Origin of the sequence: Cryptobacterium curtum DSM 15641 (assembly GCF_000023845.1) — a bacterium.
Classification (GTDB): Bacteria; Actinomycetota; Coriobacteriia; order Coriobacteriales; family Eggerthellaceae; genus Cryptobacterium; species Cryptobacterium curtum.
The window spans coordinates 1,168,557-1,186,913 of the sequence record NC_013170.1 but is presented as its reverse complement, the minus strand read 5'-3'; the positions used below and the strand labels follow the sequence as shown (position 1 = coordinate 1,186,913).

At 49.7% G+C, this 18,357-nt stretch carries 14 protein-coding genes; 4 read left to right on the top strand and 10 right to left on the bottom strand.

Annotated elements, in window-relative coordinates; genetic code table 11:
• Positions 1 to 3 precede the first annotated feature (3 nt).
• The 8 genes from CCUR_RS05165 to CCUR_RS05130 form a co-directional block, all read right to left on the bottom strand.
• Complete coding sequence (locus CCUR_RS05165) at positions 4 to 1,074, bottom strand: glycosyltransferase family 2 protein (RefSeq protein ID WP_012803420.1); 1,071 nt, start codon at positions 1,072 to 1,074, stop codon at positions 4 to 6.
• Positions 1,061 to 2,041, bottom strand: coding sequence for an NAD-dependent epimerase/dehydratase family protein (locus tag CCUR_RS05160; protein WP_012803419.1), 981 nt, complete (start codon positions 2,039 to 2,041; stop codon positions 1,061 to 1,063). The genes CCUR_RS05165 and CCUR_RS05160 overlap by 14 nt, the downstream gene beginning before the upstream one ends.
• Positions 2,038 to 3,480, bottom strand: coding sequence for a lipopolysaccharide biosynthesis protein RfbH (gene rfbH, locus CCUR_RS05155; protein WP_012803418.1), 1,443 nt, complete (start codon positions 3,478 to 3,480; stop codon positions 2,038 to 2,040). Before rfbH ends, CCUR_RS05160 begins: the two co-directional genes overlap by 4 nt.
• Complete coding sequence (rfbG, locus tag CCUR_RS05150; protein ID WP_012803417.1) at positions 3,473 to 4,660, bottom strand: CDP-glucose 4,6-dehydratase; 1,188 nt, start codon at positions 4,658 to 4,660, stop codon at positions 3,473 to 3,475. Before rfbG ends, rfbH begins: the two co-directional genes overlap by 8 nt.
• Positions 4,645 to 5,418: a glucose-1-phosphate cytidylyltransferase gene (rfbF, locus tag CCUR_RS05145; protein WP_012803416.1), complete on the bottom strand. Its 774-nt coding sequence runs from the start codon at positions 5,416 to 5,418 to the stop codon at positions 4,645 to 4,647. Before rfbF ends, rfbG begins: the two co-directional genes overlap by 16 nt.
• Before the next feature lie 2 nt (positions 5,419 to 5,420).
• The gene (locus CCUR_RS05140; protein WP_012803415.1) at positions 5,421 to 6,863 is read right to left on the bottom strand and encodes a sensor histidine kinase; all 1,443 of its coding nucleotides are present in this window, start codon (positions 6,861 to 6,863) and stop codon (positions 5,421 to 5,423) included.
• The gene (locus CCUR_RS05135) at positions 6,856 to 7,587 is read right to left on the bottom strand and encodes a response regulator transcription factor (RefSeq protein WP_012803414.1); all 732 of its coding nucleotides are present in this window, start codon (positions 7,585 to 7,587) and stop codon (positions 6,856 to 6,858) included. The genes CCUR_RS05140 and CCUR_RS05135 overlap by 8 nt, the downstream gene beginning before the upstream one ends.
• 203 nt (positions 7,588 to 7,790) lie before the next feature.
• The gene (locus CCUR_RS05130) at positions 7,791 to 8,657 is read right to left on the bottom strand and encodes an aldo/keto reductase (RefSeq protein ID WP_012803413.1); all 867 of its coding nucleotides are present in this window, start codon (positions 8,655 to 8,657) and stop codon (positions 7,791 to 7,793) included.
• Between the two features lie 476 nt (positions 8,658 to 9,133).
• Here CCUR_RS05130 and CCUR_RS05125 point away from each other — a divergent pair, with 476 nt between their 5' ends.
• Both CCUR_RS05125 and CCUR_RS07690 read left to right on the top strand, forming a co-directional pair.
• Positions 9,134 to 10,471, top strand: coding sequence for an FAD-binding oxidoreductase (locus CCUR_RS05125; RefSeq protein WP_245526089.1), 1,338 nt, complete (start codon positions 9,134 to 9,136; stop codon positions 10,469 to 10,471).
• Positions 10,401 to 10,553 carry an FAD-linked oxidase C-terminal domain-containing protein gene (locus CCUR_RS07690; protein WP_342606829.1) on the top strand — a complete coding sequence of 51 codons (153 nt, stop codon included), beginning with the start codon at positions 10,401 to 10,403 and terminating at the stop codon, positions 10,551 to 10,553. The genes CCUR_RS05125 and CCUR_RS07690 overlap by 71 nt, the downstream gene beginning before the upstream one ends.
• A gap of 21 nt (positions 10,554 to 10,574) precedes the next feature.
• Here CCUR_RS07690 and cydC read toward each other — a convergent pair whose 3' ends face one another.
• Complete coding sequence (gene cydC / locus CCUR_RS05120) at positions 10,575 to 14,192, bottom strand: thiol reductant ABC exporter subunit CydC (RefSeq protein WP_012803411.1); 3,618 nt, start codon at positions 14,190 to 14,192, stop codon at positions 10,575 to 10,577.
• A 380-nt stretch (positions 14,193 to 14,572) separates the two neighbouring features.
• Here cydC and CCUR_RS05110 point away from each other — a divergent pair, with 380 nt between their 5' ends.
• Complete coding sequence (locus CCUR_RS05110; RefSeq protein WP_012803410.1) at positions 14,573 to 17,167, top strand: DUF2339 domain-containing protein; 2,595 nt, start codon at positions 14,573 to 14,575, stop codon at positions 17,165 to 17,167.
• 74 nt (positions 17,168 to 17,241) lie between these two features.
• On the opposite strand, the gene CCUR_RS05105 is transcribed toward CCUR_RS05110, so the two are convergent.
• Positions 17,242 to 17,616 carry a pyridoxamine 5'-phosphate oxidase family protein gene (locus CCUR_RS05105; RefSeq protein ID WP_012803409.1) on the bottom strand — a complete coding sequence of 125 codons (375 nt, stop codon included), beginning with the start codon at positions 17,614 to 17,616 and terminating at the stop codon, positions 17,242 to 17,244.
• Between the two features lie 139 nt (positions 17,617 to 17,755).
• On the opposite strand from CCUR_RS05105, the gene CCUR_RS05100 reads away from it, so the two are divergent.
• Positions 17,756 to 18,259, top strand: a complete 504-nt coding sequence (locus CCUR_RS05100; RefSeq protein WP_012803408.1) for an RrF2 family transcriptional regulator — start codon at positions 17,756 to 17,758, stop codon at positions 18,257 to 18,259.
• The last annotated feature ends 98 nt before the right edge of the window (positions 18,260 to 18,357 follow it).

The window sequence follows — 18,357 nt, the reverse complement described above, 5'->3', positions numbered from 1 at the left end:
AGGTTATTCTCCTGCTACTTTTGCTGGTTTCTTTTTGTGGGTGGGATCGATGTGTTCATCTTCGTTTTTGCGGGCGCATCCGCGACCAATTCGCTCTTCATTTTCCTGGTTTTGTTTTTCCATTTCATTTTCGCAGGTGCTAGCAAAACCAATTCGTTCTTCTTCAATAACCAAGGGGCGATTCATCAGGCGCGTATTGATACTCATGACATATTCGCCAAGCAGTCCCACAAGGAATATGGTGACCGATCCAAACACGAGCGTTGCAAGAAGGGTAGGGGCACTTCCTGCGGGAAATGAATCCCACCAGATCAGTTTCGCAATCAGGTAGACAAGTGCGACTACGAGACTCGCGATGCTTAAGCAAAAGCCGACGATGCCAGCCACCCTAAGCCCCGATTTAGTGTAACTAGTTATTGACAGCATCGCTGCATCATAGAGGGTGAAAAAGTTATTTTTCGATGTGCCGTGGCGTCGGCTTTCCTGTGTATAGGGAATGTCTACGCGCTTCCAACCCAATTCAGCTACCATGCCACGTAGAAATGGGGTTGGATCGTTGAGTTCGCGGAGCACTTCGATGAATGTTCGATCGTAGAGTCCAAAGCCGGTGAAGTGTTCAATTTGGTCTTGGCTGCTCATCCGTTTCACAAGACGATAGTATCGGGTGCGTAGCCAACGGAGTATTTTCCCCTCTGTACTGGCTGTTTTTATGCCGCAAACAATAGCTGCCCCTTCTTCCCATGCCGCAATAAAGCGCGTGATAAGAGGCACCGGGTCTTGGAAATCGCAGCACATAAGAACAACCGCGTCACCTTGGGCTTGCAGCATGGCATGGTAAGGGGAATTGAATTGGCCGAAGTCGCGGGTGTTGAAGATGGCTTTTATGTGCGCATCGGAAGCGCACATGAGGCGCAAGACATCGCGTGTTCCATCGGTTGAGCAGTTGTCAGCAAAAATAATTTCATAGTTGTAGTGTGGTAGGTGATCAGCCATTTCCTGTTTGATTGCAGCTGCTAGTGCCGGGGCATTATCGCGTTCGTTGCGACAAGGAATCACAATGCTAATAGTCTTCATTGGCCTGCTCTCTTTGCAATCTATGCCATGCAACGGTGCGGGCGATACCTTCGTTAAAAGATACGCGGGGGACAAAGCCAGTATCAGCTTGCAGGGGAGTGATATCTGCATGCAGTACCGAAGGCTGCAAAGGGTCGTAAGGAAGGTCCCCAATACCGAGAGGGAGTTGAGGATCAACCGCATCGCGCAGCTTTTCGAGATAGTTCACTAATAGCGTACTTACACCGCTCGCCAAGCAATATTGAGCGCCATCTTTACCCTTGAGTCCTGCTAGGGCAATTGCCCGTGCTGCATCATCAACATACAGATAGTCCCATTGTTGCAGAGCAGGGGTGAATGACGGCTTTTCCCCGTCGAGTAGTTGCTCAATAGCTTGGGGAATCATGGCCTGTGCGTGGTCATGGGGCCCATATACGCTAAAGATACGTAACCAGACATGAGTAATCCCCATCGCGTGCGCTTGGAGATACGAAAGGGTACGACAGGCCTGCTTTGCTGCTCCGTAGGCAGTTGCTGGCTGTTCTAGTTGATCGGGTGAAGTTTTGGGTGAGGAAGGGTTGGTCTGATTGAGGTATTTCGTTTCAGCTTGCGATCCTATTCCGATAAACCGTGTGCAGCCGCAGGTGCTTGCTGCTTGTACCGCATCGATTGCAAAAGGAATATTTTTTGCTTGCAGGGTAGGGTCGCGGCGTTGGTCAGGTTCGGTTGACTCCCAGGCAAGATGAAAAAAGACATCGCCCCGAACCAGTGCGGTGGGGAGCATGTGGGCATAGGTGCCCAATGCGGCTTCTACGATTGTGAGCTGCTTAGGTTGCGCAAAGGGGGTTATTTCTTGCTTGAAAGAGTTCAGGTGGGGCGAAGCAGGCCGGACAACGCACGTGACGTGCCATCCTTCTTGAAGCAGCTGGCGACAAAGCGCACGTCCTATCATGCCAGTAGCACCAGTAACGATAGCCTGAATCGTCATACCCTTCGTGCCTTTCCCACACTGCGGCGTATTTCAGTTGCTATGCGCTCGAGCTTCTCTTCTGTTATACCCGGATATACCCCTACCCAGAACGTGTTTTCCATGATGGTATCAGTTGCGGGTAGGTTACCGACACAGCGATAAGAGGTCTGGTTGTTTCGCAGTGTGTCGAAACATGGATGTCTCAGAAGATTGCCAGCGAAGAGCATGCGTGTTTGTATGCCGGCCTGTTCTAGATGCGAGATAACAATCCGACGATCAAGGGTATCTTTGCACGTAAGGGCAAACCCAAACCAACTTGGGTCAGAATGTGTTAGCGGATCAGGCAAAACGAAAGCGTCCTGCAAATCAGCGAGCGCGTGCCGTAAGTAAGCATGGTTTGCTTGTCGGGCTGCTTTGAATGCTGGTAGTTTTTTCAGTTGGGCGCAGCCAATAGCCGCTTGTAAGTCGGTAACTTTGAGATTGTATCCAAAATGCGAATACGTGTACTTATGGTCGTATCCTGCCGGCAGTAGTCCTCGTTGTCCGTCGAAACGATGGTCGCAGGTTCCGTCTTCGCCGCTGGGGCATGAACAATCGCGCCCCCAATCGCGCAGCGAGCGTATCAATTTATGCAGCAGTGGGTTTGCCGTGTAGACTGCACCGCCTTCACCCATTGTTATGTGATGGGGCGGGTAGAAACTTGAGGTTCCGATATCGCCAATGGTACCCGTAAAACGCATTTCACCATCGACACAGCATGTTGACCCGAGTGCATCGCAGTTATCCTCGATAAGCCACAGATTGTGAGCTCGGCAAAACGATTGCACCTGCCCGATATCAAAGGGATTGCCCAAGGTATGGGCAAGCATGACCGCCTTAGTTTTATGCGAAAGTGCCTCTTCAAGTGCGTTGGCATCTATGTTGTACTGGCCGACTGTCACATCCACAAATACGGGAACTGCGCCGAATTGGAGGATGGGGGATACGGTTGTTGGAAAACCACAGGCGACGGTAATAACCTCATCGCCGCGCTTAATGGCTCGGTCACCAAGCTCAGGACAGGTCAGCGTCATGAATGCGAGCAGATTTGCACTTGAACCCGAATTTACGGCAGAAACATAGGGAACGTCGAGATATGCGCCGAGTTCTTTTTCAAAGCGGTTGGCATAGCGACCTGCGGTCAGCCAAAAATCCAGTGACGCATCGACGAGATATGCCATTTCGGTTTCATCGAATACCCGCCCCGCATAGTCGATACGCTCTGTTGAAGAGGATATACGATTGGTTTGTCCTGCTGTTTGGGATGCGCAATCGATGCAGTCTGTCGTGGGGGACGTGTGATCAGCACAGTCTGTTGAAGCTAATGCGTTCTCCGAAGCTTTGAACCGGTGGTAGTATGCCTGCACCGCGCGCAGTATTTCTGCCCGTGCCTGCTGTTCATCTACGTCTTCAAACATCCAGTTCTCCTCTTCGAGCTGTTGCGCACCAGCGTTCTATCTGCTCGTCTAAGCAGTCGCTTGCCCGTTTTTCGTCAATCCAAGCGCGTGTCCATTCCACGGTGCGATATATCGCCTCGTGCACATCCCACACCGGATGCCAGCCAAATGTTTTGCGAATAAGGGTGCTGTCTAACTGAAGACGTGCTGCTTCATACGGACCATTATCGCCGTGATGTTCCCAGCGCGCCGATTCGCCCCAGCAGGTACAAAATTCATCAGCAAGAGCACCGGCACTGAGGCAGTCTTCGTAGCGCGGTCCCACGTTATACCAGCCAGCCAATGCGGCATCATCGTACTGGGCGCGTGCAATCATCAGATAGGCACCTAGTGATTCCAGCACATGCTGAAAGGGTCGCACCGATCGAGGATTGCGAATAACAATAGGTCTATCAGCCAAGACGGCACGTACGCAGTCAGGTACCAAGCGATCGCGTGCGAAGTCGCCCCCGCCGATAACGTTACCAGCCCGTGCGGTGCTCAGTGCTGCGCCTGCTGACGAAAGAAAGCTGCGCTGGTAGCAGTGAGTAACTAGTTCTGAACACGACTTTGAATTGGAATACGGATCAGCTCCATCAAGGAAGTCCTCTTCCGAAAAAACCTGTATGTTCCCATTGTCGCGATACACCTTGTCGGTGGTGACATTAAGAATCGACTGAACATTTCCCGTCTTCCGTGCGCATTCCATAACGTTGACGGTACCCATGACATTGATTTCGTAGGTTTCGCGCGGGTGCTGATAACTTTCACGTACGAGCGGCTGTGCAGCCAAGTGAATCACGATGTCAGGTTGCGCACGGTTAAACGCCCGCTCAAGTGCTGAAACGTCGCGTATATCGCCGAACGTTGATTCAATGTCTTGGCCGATATTGGCAATGGTAAAAAGACTGAAAGTATCATCGGGAGTAAGAGCATAACCGTGTACTGTTGCGCCAGCGTGCACGAGCATGCGGCAGAGCCACGACCCTTTAAAGCCGGTATGTCCTGTAATGAACACACGCTTTCCGCGATAAAACTGAAGCTCACCAAGGCGCGGCTGAAGTGGCGCATCGGTGGTATCTGTCGAACCTTCTATGGTGCGCTCATGAGGTGTCTGAACAGAAGGTCGCAGCGCACCAGTGTCTTTTACCAGATCTTCCATGGTGCGTTTCCTTTAGCCCACATGTCTTCAAGAAGCTGCTTTTCGCGCTGCATATCCATGCATTGCCAGAAGCCTTCGTGGCGGTATGCGCCAAGTTCGCCTTTCTGAGCAAGCGTAAACAGCGTGTCGCTTTCAAATATCGTGCTGTCGCTTTCAATGTAGTCGAGCACTTCAGGTTCCAATATCATGAATCCGCCATTGATGTAACTGCCATCGCGATCGTGCTTTTCTCTAAATTCCCTGATCAAGCCACTATCGTTCATATCAAGTACACCAAATCGCTGCGTAGCATGAACAGCCGTAAGTGTGGCTTTTGTTCCTGATAGCTGGTGGTATGCAACCAAATCGGAAATATTGACGTTGGCAACACCGTCACCATAGGTCATAAGGAACGTTTCGTCGCCGACATAATGCTTTATTTTCTTGAGCCGCCCGCCGGTCATAGTGGCATAGCCCGTATCGGCTACAGTCACCTTCCACGCTTCAGAGGTGTTGCGATGGACTGTTGTCCGCCCCCCATTTGTTAGATCGAAGGTCACATCTGAGGTGTGCAAATAGTAATCGGCAAACCAGTCTTTGATGACTTCTTGCTTATAGCCAGCACAAATTACAAATTCAGTAATGCCCTGTGTCGAAAGGATTTTCATGATGTGCCAGAGAATGGGCATACCACCGATTTCTATCATCGGTTTGGGCCTTAGGTGGCTTTCTTCGGATATACGGGTACCAAGGCCTCCCGCAAGAATAACCGCTTTCATACTTACAGTTCTTCTTTCGAAGAGTCCGAAGGGCGTTCTTCTGTATCTTCTACAGAACGCTCGTCTGTAAAACGCTTTTCCGTAAAGCGCAGATATACCGTAAACATGCCGTGCTCCTCCTTGTAGCTAAAATGCCATCCACATGCCTCCAACATGCGCTGAGTCGTCTTTAGTCCAATGCCAGTACCCGATTTGGTTTCGCGTTGATCTCCAACGGTGTTGGAGATACGAATGGTTACCTGGGTGTCTGCTTGACTACAAGAGATATCGATTGGTTTGCTTTTATCGGCGTATTGACGGATGTTTGAGAAGAGATTGTCGCAAGAGCGTTGTACGAGCCCGCGGTTTGCACGCACTATGAGGGAAGGATCAATGCCACCGTCATTGTTGCTACCTTTACTGCCTTTGTCTTCCTTGCTATCTTCACTATCTGCGGGGTTATTGATAGTGCTATGCACGGTAAAGCCAGCTGTTTCGAGATCCAAGATACCATCTTCGATTATTTCACCAATGAACGCGGCAGCGTGATAGTCTGCCAGTTCGATATTGCTTGTGCCGGAATCAAACGAGAGAAAGTAGTCGAATAACTGGTCTGAGACTTCTTTGATGCGATACGCTTTTCGTCGACTATTCGATAAGTATCGCGTACGATCTTCTTGGCTGACCTGGTCGTTCATTTCAAGAATATCCAGGTAGCCGATGAGGGACGTTAACGGCGAGCGCAGATCGTGCGACATGGCAGTAACAAGTTCGTAGCTTCTCTGTTGCATGCGTCGCTCTTCATCCAAGCGACTCACCATGGCGCGACGCATGTCTTCAATGCCTTGCGCTAGGTCTCCTATTTCGTCGCCACCGCGCACGTTAATAGAGTAGTCGAGGTCGCCTCCCTCAAGGATATGTAGGTCATCGCTGAGACGGGATACATAGCGGGCCTTGCGCCTGACGGGAATTATCAACACAATGCCAAACACCACTGCTGCCAAAGCAATGGAGACGCCCGTGCCTATCGTTTCATCACGCAGGGAAAAATATTCGTAGAACATAGCGGAACCCGGACCATCGGCAAACTGTACCGTATACGTTTTTTGCCACTGCATAGAATCGCCGCCGGGTATTCTGAGCGTCGAAAGATCCATGTCCATGGTTGAGTCGTACAGAATCATGTCATCGCCGTAGATCTGGAGCATGATGTAGCGCTGATCATGAACCCAGGTATCGAGCTTTTCCTTATCGGAACGAGCGACATCGTTTTGATCCACATAGCTCTGCAGCGATTCGATAGCTTGTTCGAGTCGCTGGTTTTGAACGGCTTCACCACTGAAAAATGAAGCGATAATCCAGTTAGATGCCATTTGAAACAAGAAGAAGGCACAGACAGCTGCTGCGAGCGCAACAAGGGTGAGCGCCAGGAGCTCGTACGTCAATTTCTGCAGCCGCCTACCCAATGCGATAACCCTTTCCCCAGACGGTTTGAATAACAACGGGGTTACGAGGATCGTTTTCGAGCTTCTTACGAAGGTTGCGGATATGCACCATGATGGTGTTGCTCGATTGAGGAAGATATGCATCGTCCCAGATAGATTCATATATCTTTCGAGCAGTTAGCGTCTGTCCGCGATGGGATGCCAACAGATACAGCAGTTCGTATTCAAGGTCGGTCAGCGGTATAGCCACCTTGGCTTTTGTTGCCGTTCGCGTTAGGGGATCTATCGTGATATTCCCGATGCAAATGGCTTGTTCCTGCTGGCTTGTGGCGGTCGGCCCGGAAGCACCGTATTGATGCCAGCGACGAAGCATTGCTTTCACCCGGGCTATGAATTCTGCGATTGAAAAGGGTTTAACGAGATAATCGTTGCCGCCAAACGCAAAGCCACGCACTTTGTCTTCATCCTGCCCGCGGGCTGTTAAGAAGAGAACAGGAACGGCCGAGGTTTGGCGCAGATGCTTACATACATCATATCCGGTGGCTTGTGGCATCACGATATCGAGAATAACCAGATCGTAATTACTGTCTGGGTTATCGAGATAGCGCATAGCTTCTAAGCCGTCGCCCGCCAGATCGACGTAATAGCCCTCGGCGCGTAGCATAATGCTGACAACTTCTCGAATGTCAGCATCGTCATCTGCAAAGAGGATGTGTATATGTCCAGACTGCGTGGTAGATGTCATGGAGCTATTATCCCATGTGAAAGAGCACTCAAGCGCGCACTAAATATTCTTCAGGTTTCTTCAGGAATGTTAGGGCCGTGCCTTGTTCACGGGGATGGAACAAGGCACGTATCGGTGCATTACAAACCTATAAGTGATGGCACCTGTTCACGAACGTAGTGAACAGGGCTTCAGGATTTGTTCTTACGAGTTTCTCGATATTCCTAGAGTTTGCCACCGTACACGGGGAAGAATGAACTATCGCCATAGTCTGAAATACGCTCAACGTTCTTGAGGGCTTCCATGTCATCGGCCGCAATCTCAAAATCGACTGCAGCATTTGATTTCATGTGATCTGGATTTGCTGTTTTAGGAAGCGCAACCATGCCTAATTGCAGCACATAGCGAATGCACAACTGCGCAACCGACACGCTGTACTTTTTAGCCATATCGACTATTGCGGTGATCTTGCCTGCTTCGCCGTGAGCGATGGGGGAGTAGGCTTCTACCAGGATATTGTTGCGCTTGCAAAAGTCCGCCAGTTCAAGGGGTGTATTGCCGATATGAGCAAGCACCTGATCAACCGCGGGCACTACACGGCAGTTATCCAAGATGTTACGTAGGTCGTCTTCAAGGAAGTTGGAAATACCAATAGCGCGCAGCTTACCGGCAGAAAGCGCATCTTCCAACGCCCGGTATGCTTCGACGTTGCCCTTTTCATAGCGATTATCCGACTGGTTGACTTCAGTCCACGGCTGCGGGGAATGGATAATCATCATGTCCAGATAATCGAGCCCCATTGTGGTAAGCGTGCTGTCAATAGAAGCTGCAGCTGAATCGTAGGTCTTGTGTTCAGCAGCAACTTTAGAAGTTACGAACAGCTCATCGCGCGCTACACCGCAAGAACGAACAGCCTCGCCGACACCGCGTTCGTTGTCGTACGCCTGTGCCGTATCGATGTGGCGATATCCTATCTCGACTGCAGCCTTTACCGCATCAGTAACGACATCGTCGTCAATCAGCCAGGTGCCCAAGGCCAGCTTGGGGATAGCGACCCCGTTATTCATCGTGAAGGTTTCTTCCAGCATCATAGTTTCTCCCTTTCTCGGGTGCGCTTTACGTGTTGTTGTTCAATACGAGCGTTTTACGGGACGCCATACGAATTTCTGTACGCATTGAAAGGTAACGCTTATTCCGATGCGATATCAGCTCGACTTATTTCTGGCAATGAACTGATACTAAATACAGCGGATAAAGGCATTGATGAAACGGCGCACATTAGGACAACGCACTGCTGATAAAACAAGTAGTTATCCAGATTATTCACGTGCGCTTTCGCTATCATAGGGATAAGTAGAAAAGTGTGAGAGTGAAAGTATCGGGGCAAACATAAGGGAGCCAGCAGAGACATAGGTGTAGGTGTTTAGGCTTAGGTTTGGCATAGACATCGGCGTAGGCTTAGCATAGGCATAAGGCGCATAAGCTAGGGGATAAAGATGCAAAAGCGTCAGTGAAACGAGGGGCTTCGCACCTTATCAGCTGAGGGCATATCGACCGAAAGGCGATCATGGACGGATACAGTAAACTCACAGCAGAACTGATCGAGCAGATTGCGGCTATTGTTGGGGAAGAAAACTGCCTAACGGGCGAAGATATAGCTGATGATTATGCGCATGATGAAATGCCCATCTACGGAAGCCATATGCCGGAAGCGGTTTGCTTGCCAGCAAATACCGAAGAGGTTGCCGCCATTATGCAGGTGTGCAACAAACATACTATTCCCGTGACGGTGCGCGGAGCGGGTACCGGTTTAGTAGGGGGTAGTACCCCTCTGTTTGGCGGCATCGTCTTATGCACTATGCGCATGGATCATATTCTTGGCTACGACATGAATAATCTGCTTGTTCGCGTACAGCCCGGCGTGCGCCTTTGCGACCTGGCAGCCGATGCCCTGGACAAAGGTCTGCTTTATCCTCCTGATCCGGGTGAAAAGACTGGTTCAATCGGTGGCAATGTAAGCACGAATGCTGGTGGCATGCGGGCGGTTAAATATGGAACCACAAGGGACTATGTACTCGACATGACAGTGGTGCTGCCGACTGGCGAGGTGATGAAGCTCGGCCGTCCCGTTACTAAAGCTTCGTCGGGTTATAGCCTGATGCATCTGATTATTGGGTCGGAAGGCACCTTAGCTATTATTACGGAGCTTACCTTGCGCCTTGTTCCTAATCCGCGGGAAAATACGAGTTTCATCCTGCCGTTTGAGAGCATCGAAGCTGCTATCGATGCTGTGCCTCGTATCAAGTTAGTCGGACTTGGGCCACAGTCCATCGAGTTTATGGAACGGGACATTGTGGATTCATCTGCTGCGTCAACGGGCAACAACATCTTTCCAACCGAAGTCAACGGGCGTGAAGTAGGGGCTTACATTCTGGTGACTCTCGACGAGGGAGATGAAGACGAAATATTTCAGCGGGCTGAAATTTTGGCTGAGATCGGCGACGAATTAGGAGCCTACGACACACTTGTTTTGAGCCAACCTGCTGAAAAGCAAGCAGTTTGGGATGCGCGCGATTCATTCCTTACAGTGATTGAATCGAAATCTGAACTTGTCGATGAAATGGATGTCGTTGTCCCGGTCGATAGGATACCGGCATTTTTGCGGTACGCCCATGACGTTGGAGCTGAAAATGGCGTGCGTATGCGTTCGTTTGGACATGCTGGCGACGGCAACCTGCATATTTACTGTTGCACCAACGACATGAAGCATAAGGAATTCATTGAGCGTTCCGGACGCGTGATGCGTGCCTGCTATGCCAAGTGTGCCGAATTCAATGGTCAGATATCTGGTGAGCACGGTATTGGTTACGGCAAAAAAAGAATACTTGCTCGAAGCAATGGGTGATACCGCAATAGAATTAATGGCAGGCATCAAACGTGTCTTTGACCCAGCGGGAATTCTTAATCCCGGGAAGATATGCAATTAACACCCTCGAAAAGTATGTGAGCTAGGCGCCGCTTGTGTTTGTAGGTCGATCGAGTGAGATTTCAGTGTCGGCAAGAGCACGGGTGGACGCGCGATGGCTGACAAGCACAATGGTCTTCCGTGCTTTTTCGCCTTCGAGTGCTTCGACAATCGCTGCTTCATTGAGCGCATCGATATTTGATGTTGGCTCGTCAAGTAACAAAAATGGTGCATCTTGAAGGAAGATACGGGCAAGACCTATGCGCTGACGTTCACCACCAGAAAGTCGTCCACCTAGTTCACCAGCTGGTGTGTCGAACCCAGATGGCAAGCTATCTATAAGCGTGAGCACGCTTGCCTTGGCGCAAGCTGCCCGCAGCTGATCGTCAGTTGCATCAGGCTTTGCCAGACGAATGTTCTCGCCGATGGTGCCAGCAAACAGGTGGGTATCTTGGGTGAGGTACCCTTCGTTTGAACGCAAACTTGCAGTATGTACTTCGCGCACATCATGTCCAGAAATACGCACAGCACCACTGCACGTATCCCAGAAACGCATGAGCAATTTCAGTGTTGTTGACTTGCCGCAGCCATTTTCTCCCACAAGAGCTACTGCTTCTCCCTGTGGTATAGCGAATCTTACCTGTTCAAGAACCTGTTTGTGTGCGCCAGCATATGAGAATGAGACATCATCGAATTCAGCGCCAGAGAATTCTATATTGGAGCCGTCTTCTATTTCGAGCGTTTCGGGTGTTTCATCGAGTATATCGAGAACACGTCCACCTGAAGCAAAAGTTTGCTGCAGTGTGGTGCCAAGACGCATCAGGGCAAGCACCGGTCCAAACGAGGACATAAACGTGAAGCCAACCACAAAAGCAGCTCCCAGTTCTGTTGTCCCGGATGCTGCCAGCGCGAAGGCAAACTGCACCATGCCAATAGCAAGTGATCCAACAATTGCTTGTGTCGCCGCTTCCATGGCAGCCGAGCGTGCTTTGAGAGAAAGTTCTACTTTACAGAGTTCATTGGTAATCTGAGTAAGAGTATTTCCACGCTCTTGGGTATGTCCAAACTGCAAAAGCTCTCGCATACCACGCAAGCTTTCGAGCGTAAACGATTCAAGACGGCCTTGTCCTTCGCGCAGGTGTTCACCTGCTTTTCCAGAGATATGAGAAGCGAAAATGGGCAGTACCACACCAACAAGGAGATAGCTCGCGAGCGCAAGCGGCACCACTTCAGGAACGGTGGCGCCAAAAAAGACAAGCATAATAACGCTGACAATACAGGCGATCGCTATCGGCGAGATGGTGTGTGCATAAAACACTTCAAGCAATTCGATGTCGCCAGTGGCTACTGACACAAGATCGCCCTTAGCGCGACCTTCAAGCTTCGCTGGTGCGAGACGCCGCAGCGCGCCGTAAAGCACATCGCGAATATACGCGAGTATGCGAAAAGCGATGTCGTGGTTACATAGTTGTTCACCGTAGCGCAGTGGTCCGCGGAGGATGCCGCAGGCAACGGCTGCGACGCACAACAGCGAAAGGGAAGCCCCAGTACCGAGTGTTCCTTCGACGATACCGTACGACGCGAACGCCATTAGGAATATGGCGGCAAGGAATCCTATAGTACCCAACGTGATGGCAAGGGCCATGCGGGGAGCAAGTGGACGTACCAGCTTGATAAGGCGCCGCATAATTGCGAAGTTCGAACGCTTCGGGGTTGCTGCTTGGTTTATTGAGGTAGCCCGATCGGGTTGATGTGCTGCTTGGGTTGGTTGATGTGTCGAGCTAGCTGCCGAACGAGCTGATGTGCTTGTGCTGCTTTCAGGTGATTCGGGTTGCGCTGGTGTCTTGTGTACGGCCGTCGAGGAGACCCTGTCTGTAGATGCTGCAACGGTTCTGCTTGCAGCTATCACATTACTATTTGCCGCCATTTCAGCTGCGGCTGCACGTTCTTCCAGATGGCGTTGGCTTTCCCATAATTGCGCAAACAGACCACTGGTTTGTACAAGTTCTGCATGTGAACCCTCTTCGGCGACAGTGCCGCCATCAAGGACCACAATGTTATCGGCTTCTTTAACAAGCGATAGGCGATGCGCAATAACGATGACGGTCCGATCGCCTTTCATGCTGCGGATGACTTCAGAGATTGCCTTTTCACTTTCAGCGTCGATACTTGAAGTTGCTTCATCAAACACGTAGATCGGCGTGTCATGGAGAAGGGCGCGCGCAAGCGCGATGCGTTGGCGCTGACCACCTGAAAGGTTCGAGCCGCCTTCAGAAAGTACTAGGTCGAGGCCACCCGCCGTGCGCACGAAGTTAAGTATTCCGCAGCGTCCAAGGGCACCTTCCATAGCCGCATCCGTTGCGCACGGTGCAGCCATCTGCAAGTTTTCCCGTATGCTACCAGCGAATAACATGCTATCGGACGGCACAACGGTTACTAGAGTAGCGAGTGTGCTTGCAGAGAGGTCGCGCAATTCCACGCCGTTTATAGCTACCGTGCCCGTGTATGCGTCAGCGTGACCGGAAAGCACAGCGGCGAGTGTGGACTTACCGGCACCACTTTTCCCGACGATACCGGTAAAGCTGTTAGCAGGGAAGTCGAGGTTAATCGAGTGAAGCGTTGGTGTCGCCGAGCTGCCGGGATAGGTATAGCCCACCGTACGGCATGAAAGTTCGCATTGCTGCGCTGTAAGTTTTGCGTCTTTGCGCGGTGTTTCCTTCGTATCGAGAAGTTCGAATATACGTACCGAACTGGCCATGCCGCTCATAGCTGCGTGGAAGAGCGATCCGAGTGCCCGCATGGGTAAGAAGAACTCTTGAGAAAGAAATACAACAGCAAAAGCAGCAGCAAACGAAAGCGAACCCTGAAAAAGGAGTACGAGGGCCACCACAATACCGGCTGCTGCACCGCCATATGCCACTACGTCCATAGCGCCAATTGAGGTGAGCTGTACACCCAACATACGCATGGTTGCCTTGCGGAATCCTTCTGCGGTGTTGTTCATCTGCTGATGGCGCATCTTGTCAGCTTGAAAGATCTTAAGGGTCGTCATGCCTTGGAGGTCTTCTAAAAACATGCTTCCAAGATCGGCGTAAGTATCCCAATAATCTTCAGCCACCGCGGTAGCTTTGCGGCGCACGATAATAATGAGCGCAGGAATAAACACTACGCAGGCAAGCAACATACACGCTGGACCTGCTGCAATGGGCAACAGACAGATAAATAAAATAACAGGTGCAATGAGGGAAAAGAAAAGTTGAGGCACATAGCCACCAAAATACACTTCGAGCTGTTCGGACCCTTCAACAGCTAATTGTACTGCTTCAGAAGTTGACACGGTCTCTTGGTAGGCAGGACCAAGAGAAACGAGCTTGTTGTAAATCTTTGTTCGAATGGATTTCTTGGCGGCAACTGCTGCTATATCACCGGCGCGCTGTGTGCCATATCCAGCGACCGCCCGAACGATGAGGGCGACAGCCACGAGCGCCAGAGTTCCGCTATCGAGTAAGGTTGATGTTCCCTGAAAGATTCCTTCGATGGCTCGACCTAAAGCAATCATCATGATGATATTTGCAAAGAGCGCGACTACTTTAAGCACAACGGAGATAAATACCGGTATGCGTGCTTCGGGCGCGAGTTCAAACAGTCTTTTATCGAACATGAAACCTTCCTTAGGTATCAAGTGATTTGGAGGGCTTTTGCTTATACAGTCCTTCGCAAGGTAAATAAAGCGGACTTGATGAGCAAATAGTATTGAACACGATTATACACAGAAGGTCACAATAGACCTACGAGCAGAATCTAGGTGGGGGTTGGGTATATTTGTAAGCACCAGTTCTCTAATATCCTATTGGGTAAAGAAAACTCTTCAGCTATTATTTTTGCTTGAGAAGATAAAGACAGTAATAAGAGGTTCGCTAGTGGCTCATTAGTAGGAGTACATATAGGAGAAAAAAGTACATCTTGGCATGTTGTTCCACTTCGATGGAATAGCAAGCGCGCATGCATACAGTAGAAGAGAAGCAGTAAAAGGGGCACTGTGTGATTTACAACATAACAAGCATCCTACAATTTCTGATAACGTGCTTTATTGGACTTGCTGCTTGTGTACTTGTTGTCTATGTTGTTGCTGAAATGCGGAAATGCAAACGCGAAATTACTAATCTCAAGGAGCGTTTGTGCAATCTTGAATCTGCTAGTTTATCTGTCGGACATACTTCACCTCCTGCATCAAACGTGCCGTTAGGTGGCGAAGCTGACTACGGACGACCGCCTGTTTCTGTTGGCGTGAGTGCGTCGGCATCGGTTGCCTCTGCAGCGACATCAGCCAGCTCTACCACAATGCCCACTGATATACGCACGCCTGTTACTTCCGTATTGGTGCCTGCTGGTGCGCCCGTACCACCTGTCGGTGCGCCTCTGTCGGCGCCCGCTGTGGCTTCTACATCTGAAACTTTTGCTACACCCGTATCTTCATCTGCTAATTCTCCCGCAGCTCTTTCGGCGTCTGCTGGTGTAGCCACATCTACAGAAAGAATCTCTGCACAGACAGACAACTCGCTTGAGGGTACATTCGGTCGTAATGTTATTGGGCTTGCTGCGGTTATCCTTGTTTTCCTTGGGCTTATCTTCCTAGGTATTCTGGTGATTCCCATCCTTGAAAACATCGTTCGTTGTGCAGCTATGTGGCTGATCAGTCTTGTTTTAGTTCTCGCAGGACTCTTGACAACGCGTCGGCGCCAAAACACCTTCTCAATATCCCTTTTGGGTGGCGGCATGGGCGCTGTGTTCATTTCTGCGCTCATAACTCACGTATATTTCCATTACCTGGGTGAAATACCCGCCTTTGGACTATTGCTTGCCTGGATGGCAGCTTGTATGGCATTGATACGGCGTCTCGACTCCATTGTATTGTCGGTGATAGTCCATGTGGGTATGGTCGTTTCTGTCTGCTTTGCTTACGCTATCGGTTTTAACGAGACACGTTTACCGCTTGTTGTTACCTATCAGATGCTGGCATGTATTCTGGTAGTGGTTGGAGACATCTTCTGCATGAGGAAGACGTATCGGTCTGGGCTGCTAACCTCACTCGTGCTTATTTTGATCGCCAGTCTTTTTATGTATGACTACTTCAGGATGGGATTTATCGGTTTTGGTGGTCCTCCGCTTACCACTCCAGTCGTGCTGGTCTTTTTCCTGCAATGTATTGGTGCGAGTGTCCTGTTGCTTTTGTTTGTGCAGGCGCTCCCTCAAAAGGGGGAAGCGCGGCATGCCATTGCGACGGTGTCATACATTATTGGTAAGCTGGTTTGGCTTGGGGTACTTCTTGTTGATGTGTGGGCTGTTGTGCGACAGCTGTCTCTTCAAGCAAGTGGTTTTGTAGGTAATGCGGGCTTTTATGGTGCGGTAGCAGATCGATTGGTGATGACTGCCGAAGTACAGGCAACGGTTGCGGGTCTTATTTGTCTTGCGGTTGGAATTGCCCTAGTCCTATGGCTGACCTCCAAAGGTGTCGTAGATAGAGCAACCAGCCGATTGTCCCTTTGCCTGTTGGGTTCTATGGCGGCGTTTCTGCTAGTACTGCGGTATGCCTTTCCACATCTGTCGCTTCTGGCGATTCCTAATCTTTCCTATATTGTTCTTGTTGCTACGTTCTTTTACATCCTCGCATATGCGAAACGCGATACCGCATTCGCACTGACTGGCGATATCCTTTGGAGTCTCGACGCTTTACTAATGATTGCTTTTGGCTATGACGAACTGGTGGAACACGCGGGTTTGATTGCTGCATTTGTCTATGTCATGCTGCTTGTGGCAATAGCGTTTCTTTCATGGTGCGGTCGCTGTAAGAAAGCTGCTGTACCGAGCGTATTACAGGTGTCAGGAATTCGTCCACGTATCCTTATCTGCTTGGTTGTAGCTGAGATTTCAACGCAGGTTATTGTAGCTGCAACTGCCTTTAGATATACGCAAGTTGTTGTTGCGAGTGTTCTTGCGGTGCTACTGGTGGGTATGTACATTCTTCAGGCGCATGATCGCAAGATGGTATCCGATACGTTCTGGATAGGGGCAGCGGTTAATGAACTCGTTGTTTCTATGCTCATAGCCTTCTGGGTTCTTAGGGAGAACGGAAGTAGCCTTCTTTACGGTGAAAATCCACTGATGGCCTATACACCAGCACTACTTGTTTTGCTGGTGTTAGTTGGATTGCGCCTTTGGGATTTCTATCCCGATACTCCTCGGCCTGCAGCGGTTTTGCAAGTGTCAGAGGGGATAACACTTTCGCTGCTTGGCTGGGCACTTGTGCGGTGCTTTACTATTTTGCTTGATGTTGCCTTTGTTGAAAGCATTGTTGTGATGGCAACAGCGCTTATCTGTATCGCTGTTGGTTTCAAAGCACGGCTCAAACCATTGCGTTTATATGGTCTTACCCTCGCCATCATCTGTGTTCTGAAGCTTGTGCTGGTAGATGCAGCGGTGCTTGAGCCGTTTGCTCGGGTGGCCTCGTTTATTATCGGTGGCGCTATCTGTTTTGCCATCAGTGCACTCTACTCCTATGTGGAGCGGCGTATGAAACAGCAAGGTAATGTAGGGCCAAATGATGAGATAGCTCGCGAAAATCTCTCGCGCAGGTAGTCAAATACTGCAATGTTAGCAGTGGTACCGTAAGTAAAAATCGAAAGATAAACCGGATATCGATTGTATGTTGCTTACACCATTTGCTTACAGGTTTCAGGGGTAAATACCATAACGCGATTACAGAACTTACGAACACTATGCATGCGCTCAAAAAGAGGGCCCTCCGACTGAAATTCCGCTGTGCCAGTAAGAAGAAAGCCTGTTCCTAAGTACTTTTTGCCTTTAACTTCAGGACTGCCGATAGTGATTTCAACATAGGGATTGCTCTTTATGTTGCTTTCGGTTTTGCGGTAGCCAGCGCAGGGGATGAGCAATTCATCATCTTTTGTGACCATGACGTATTTATTCCAAGTGTTTACAAGGTGCGGGTGTCCGTCTACATCAGCAGTGGCGATAGCCACAATACAGTCATTTTCTAGACATTTATAAAGCGTTTCTGGAAGCATGTTCGAACCTCCTATAATGGACAAAAGTTATCGACGATCTGTCAAACTTGGAATGAGTGTAGATAGACGCCTGTCTTTGTTCAATGCCAAAAATATATCGTCGATAAATTTTATCTATAATTACTAGATTGGTAGAAGCATGAAATTTTCTATAAGCATTGAACATGCGCTTCATTGCCTTATGTATATGGTTGATGTAGAAGAAAACAAAAGTATAGGTATTCGTGATTTGGCTGAATTCCAGGGGATTTCTGCAAGCTATTTGTCCAAGACTTTTACTCGGCTTGCGAAGGCACATATTGTTCTTTCTTCGCCCGGTGTTAAAGGAGGCTATCGTCTTGCGCGCACTCCTGAAGCCATTTCGTTTTGGGACATCGTCGAGGCTATTGAAGGCAAGGATCCATTTTTTCGCTGTCAAGAGGTGAGGTTTGGTAGTCCTGTTCTGAAAGAGCTGGGCGCCTTGGATGCGAACGACAAGAGTCCTTGTTTAATTAGCGGGGTTATGCATCAAGGAGAAGCCGAAATGAAACGATATCTTTCCAAGAAAACACTTCGCTGGCTTCACGATGAAGTGTTTGAACATGCATTTACGGATAAACAACGTCAGCTGACGGTTGAATGGTTTGCTCGTCATAGTTGGTGAATATTTCGGCAGTAGACCGTTTCTATCGTGATGATGAGAGTGATTTTAACGATCTGATGCAATCAATTCAACGAACGGATGCGGTCATCAGGCTTTAT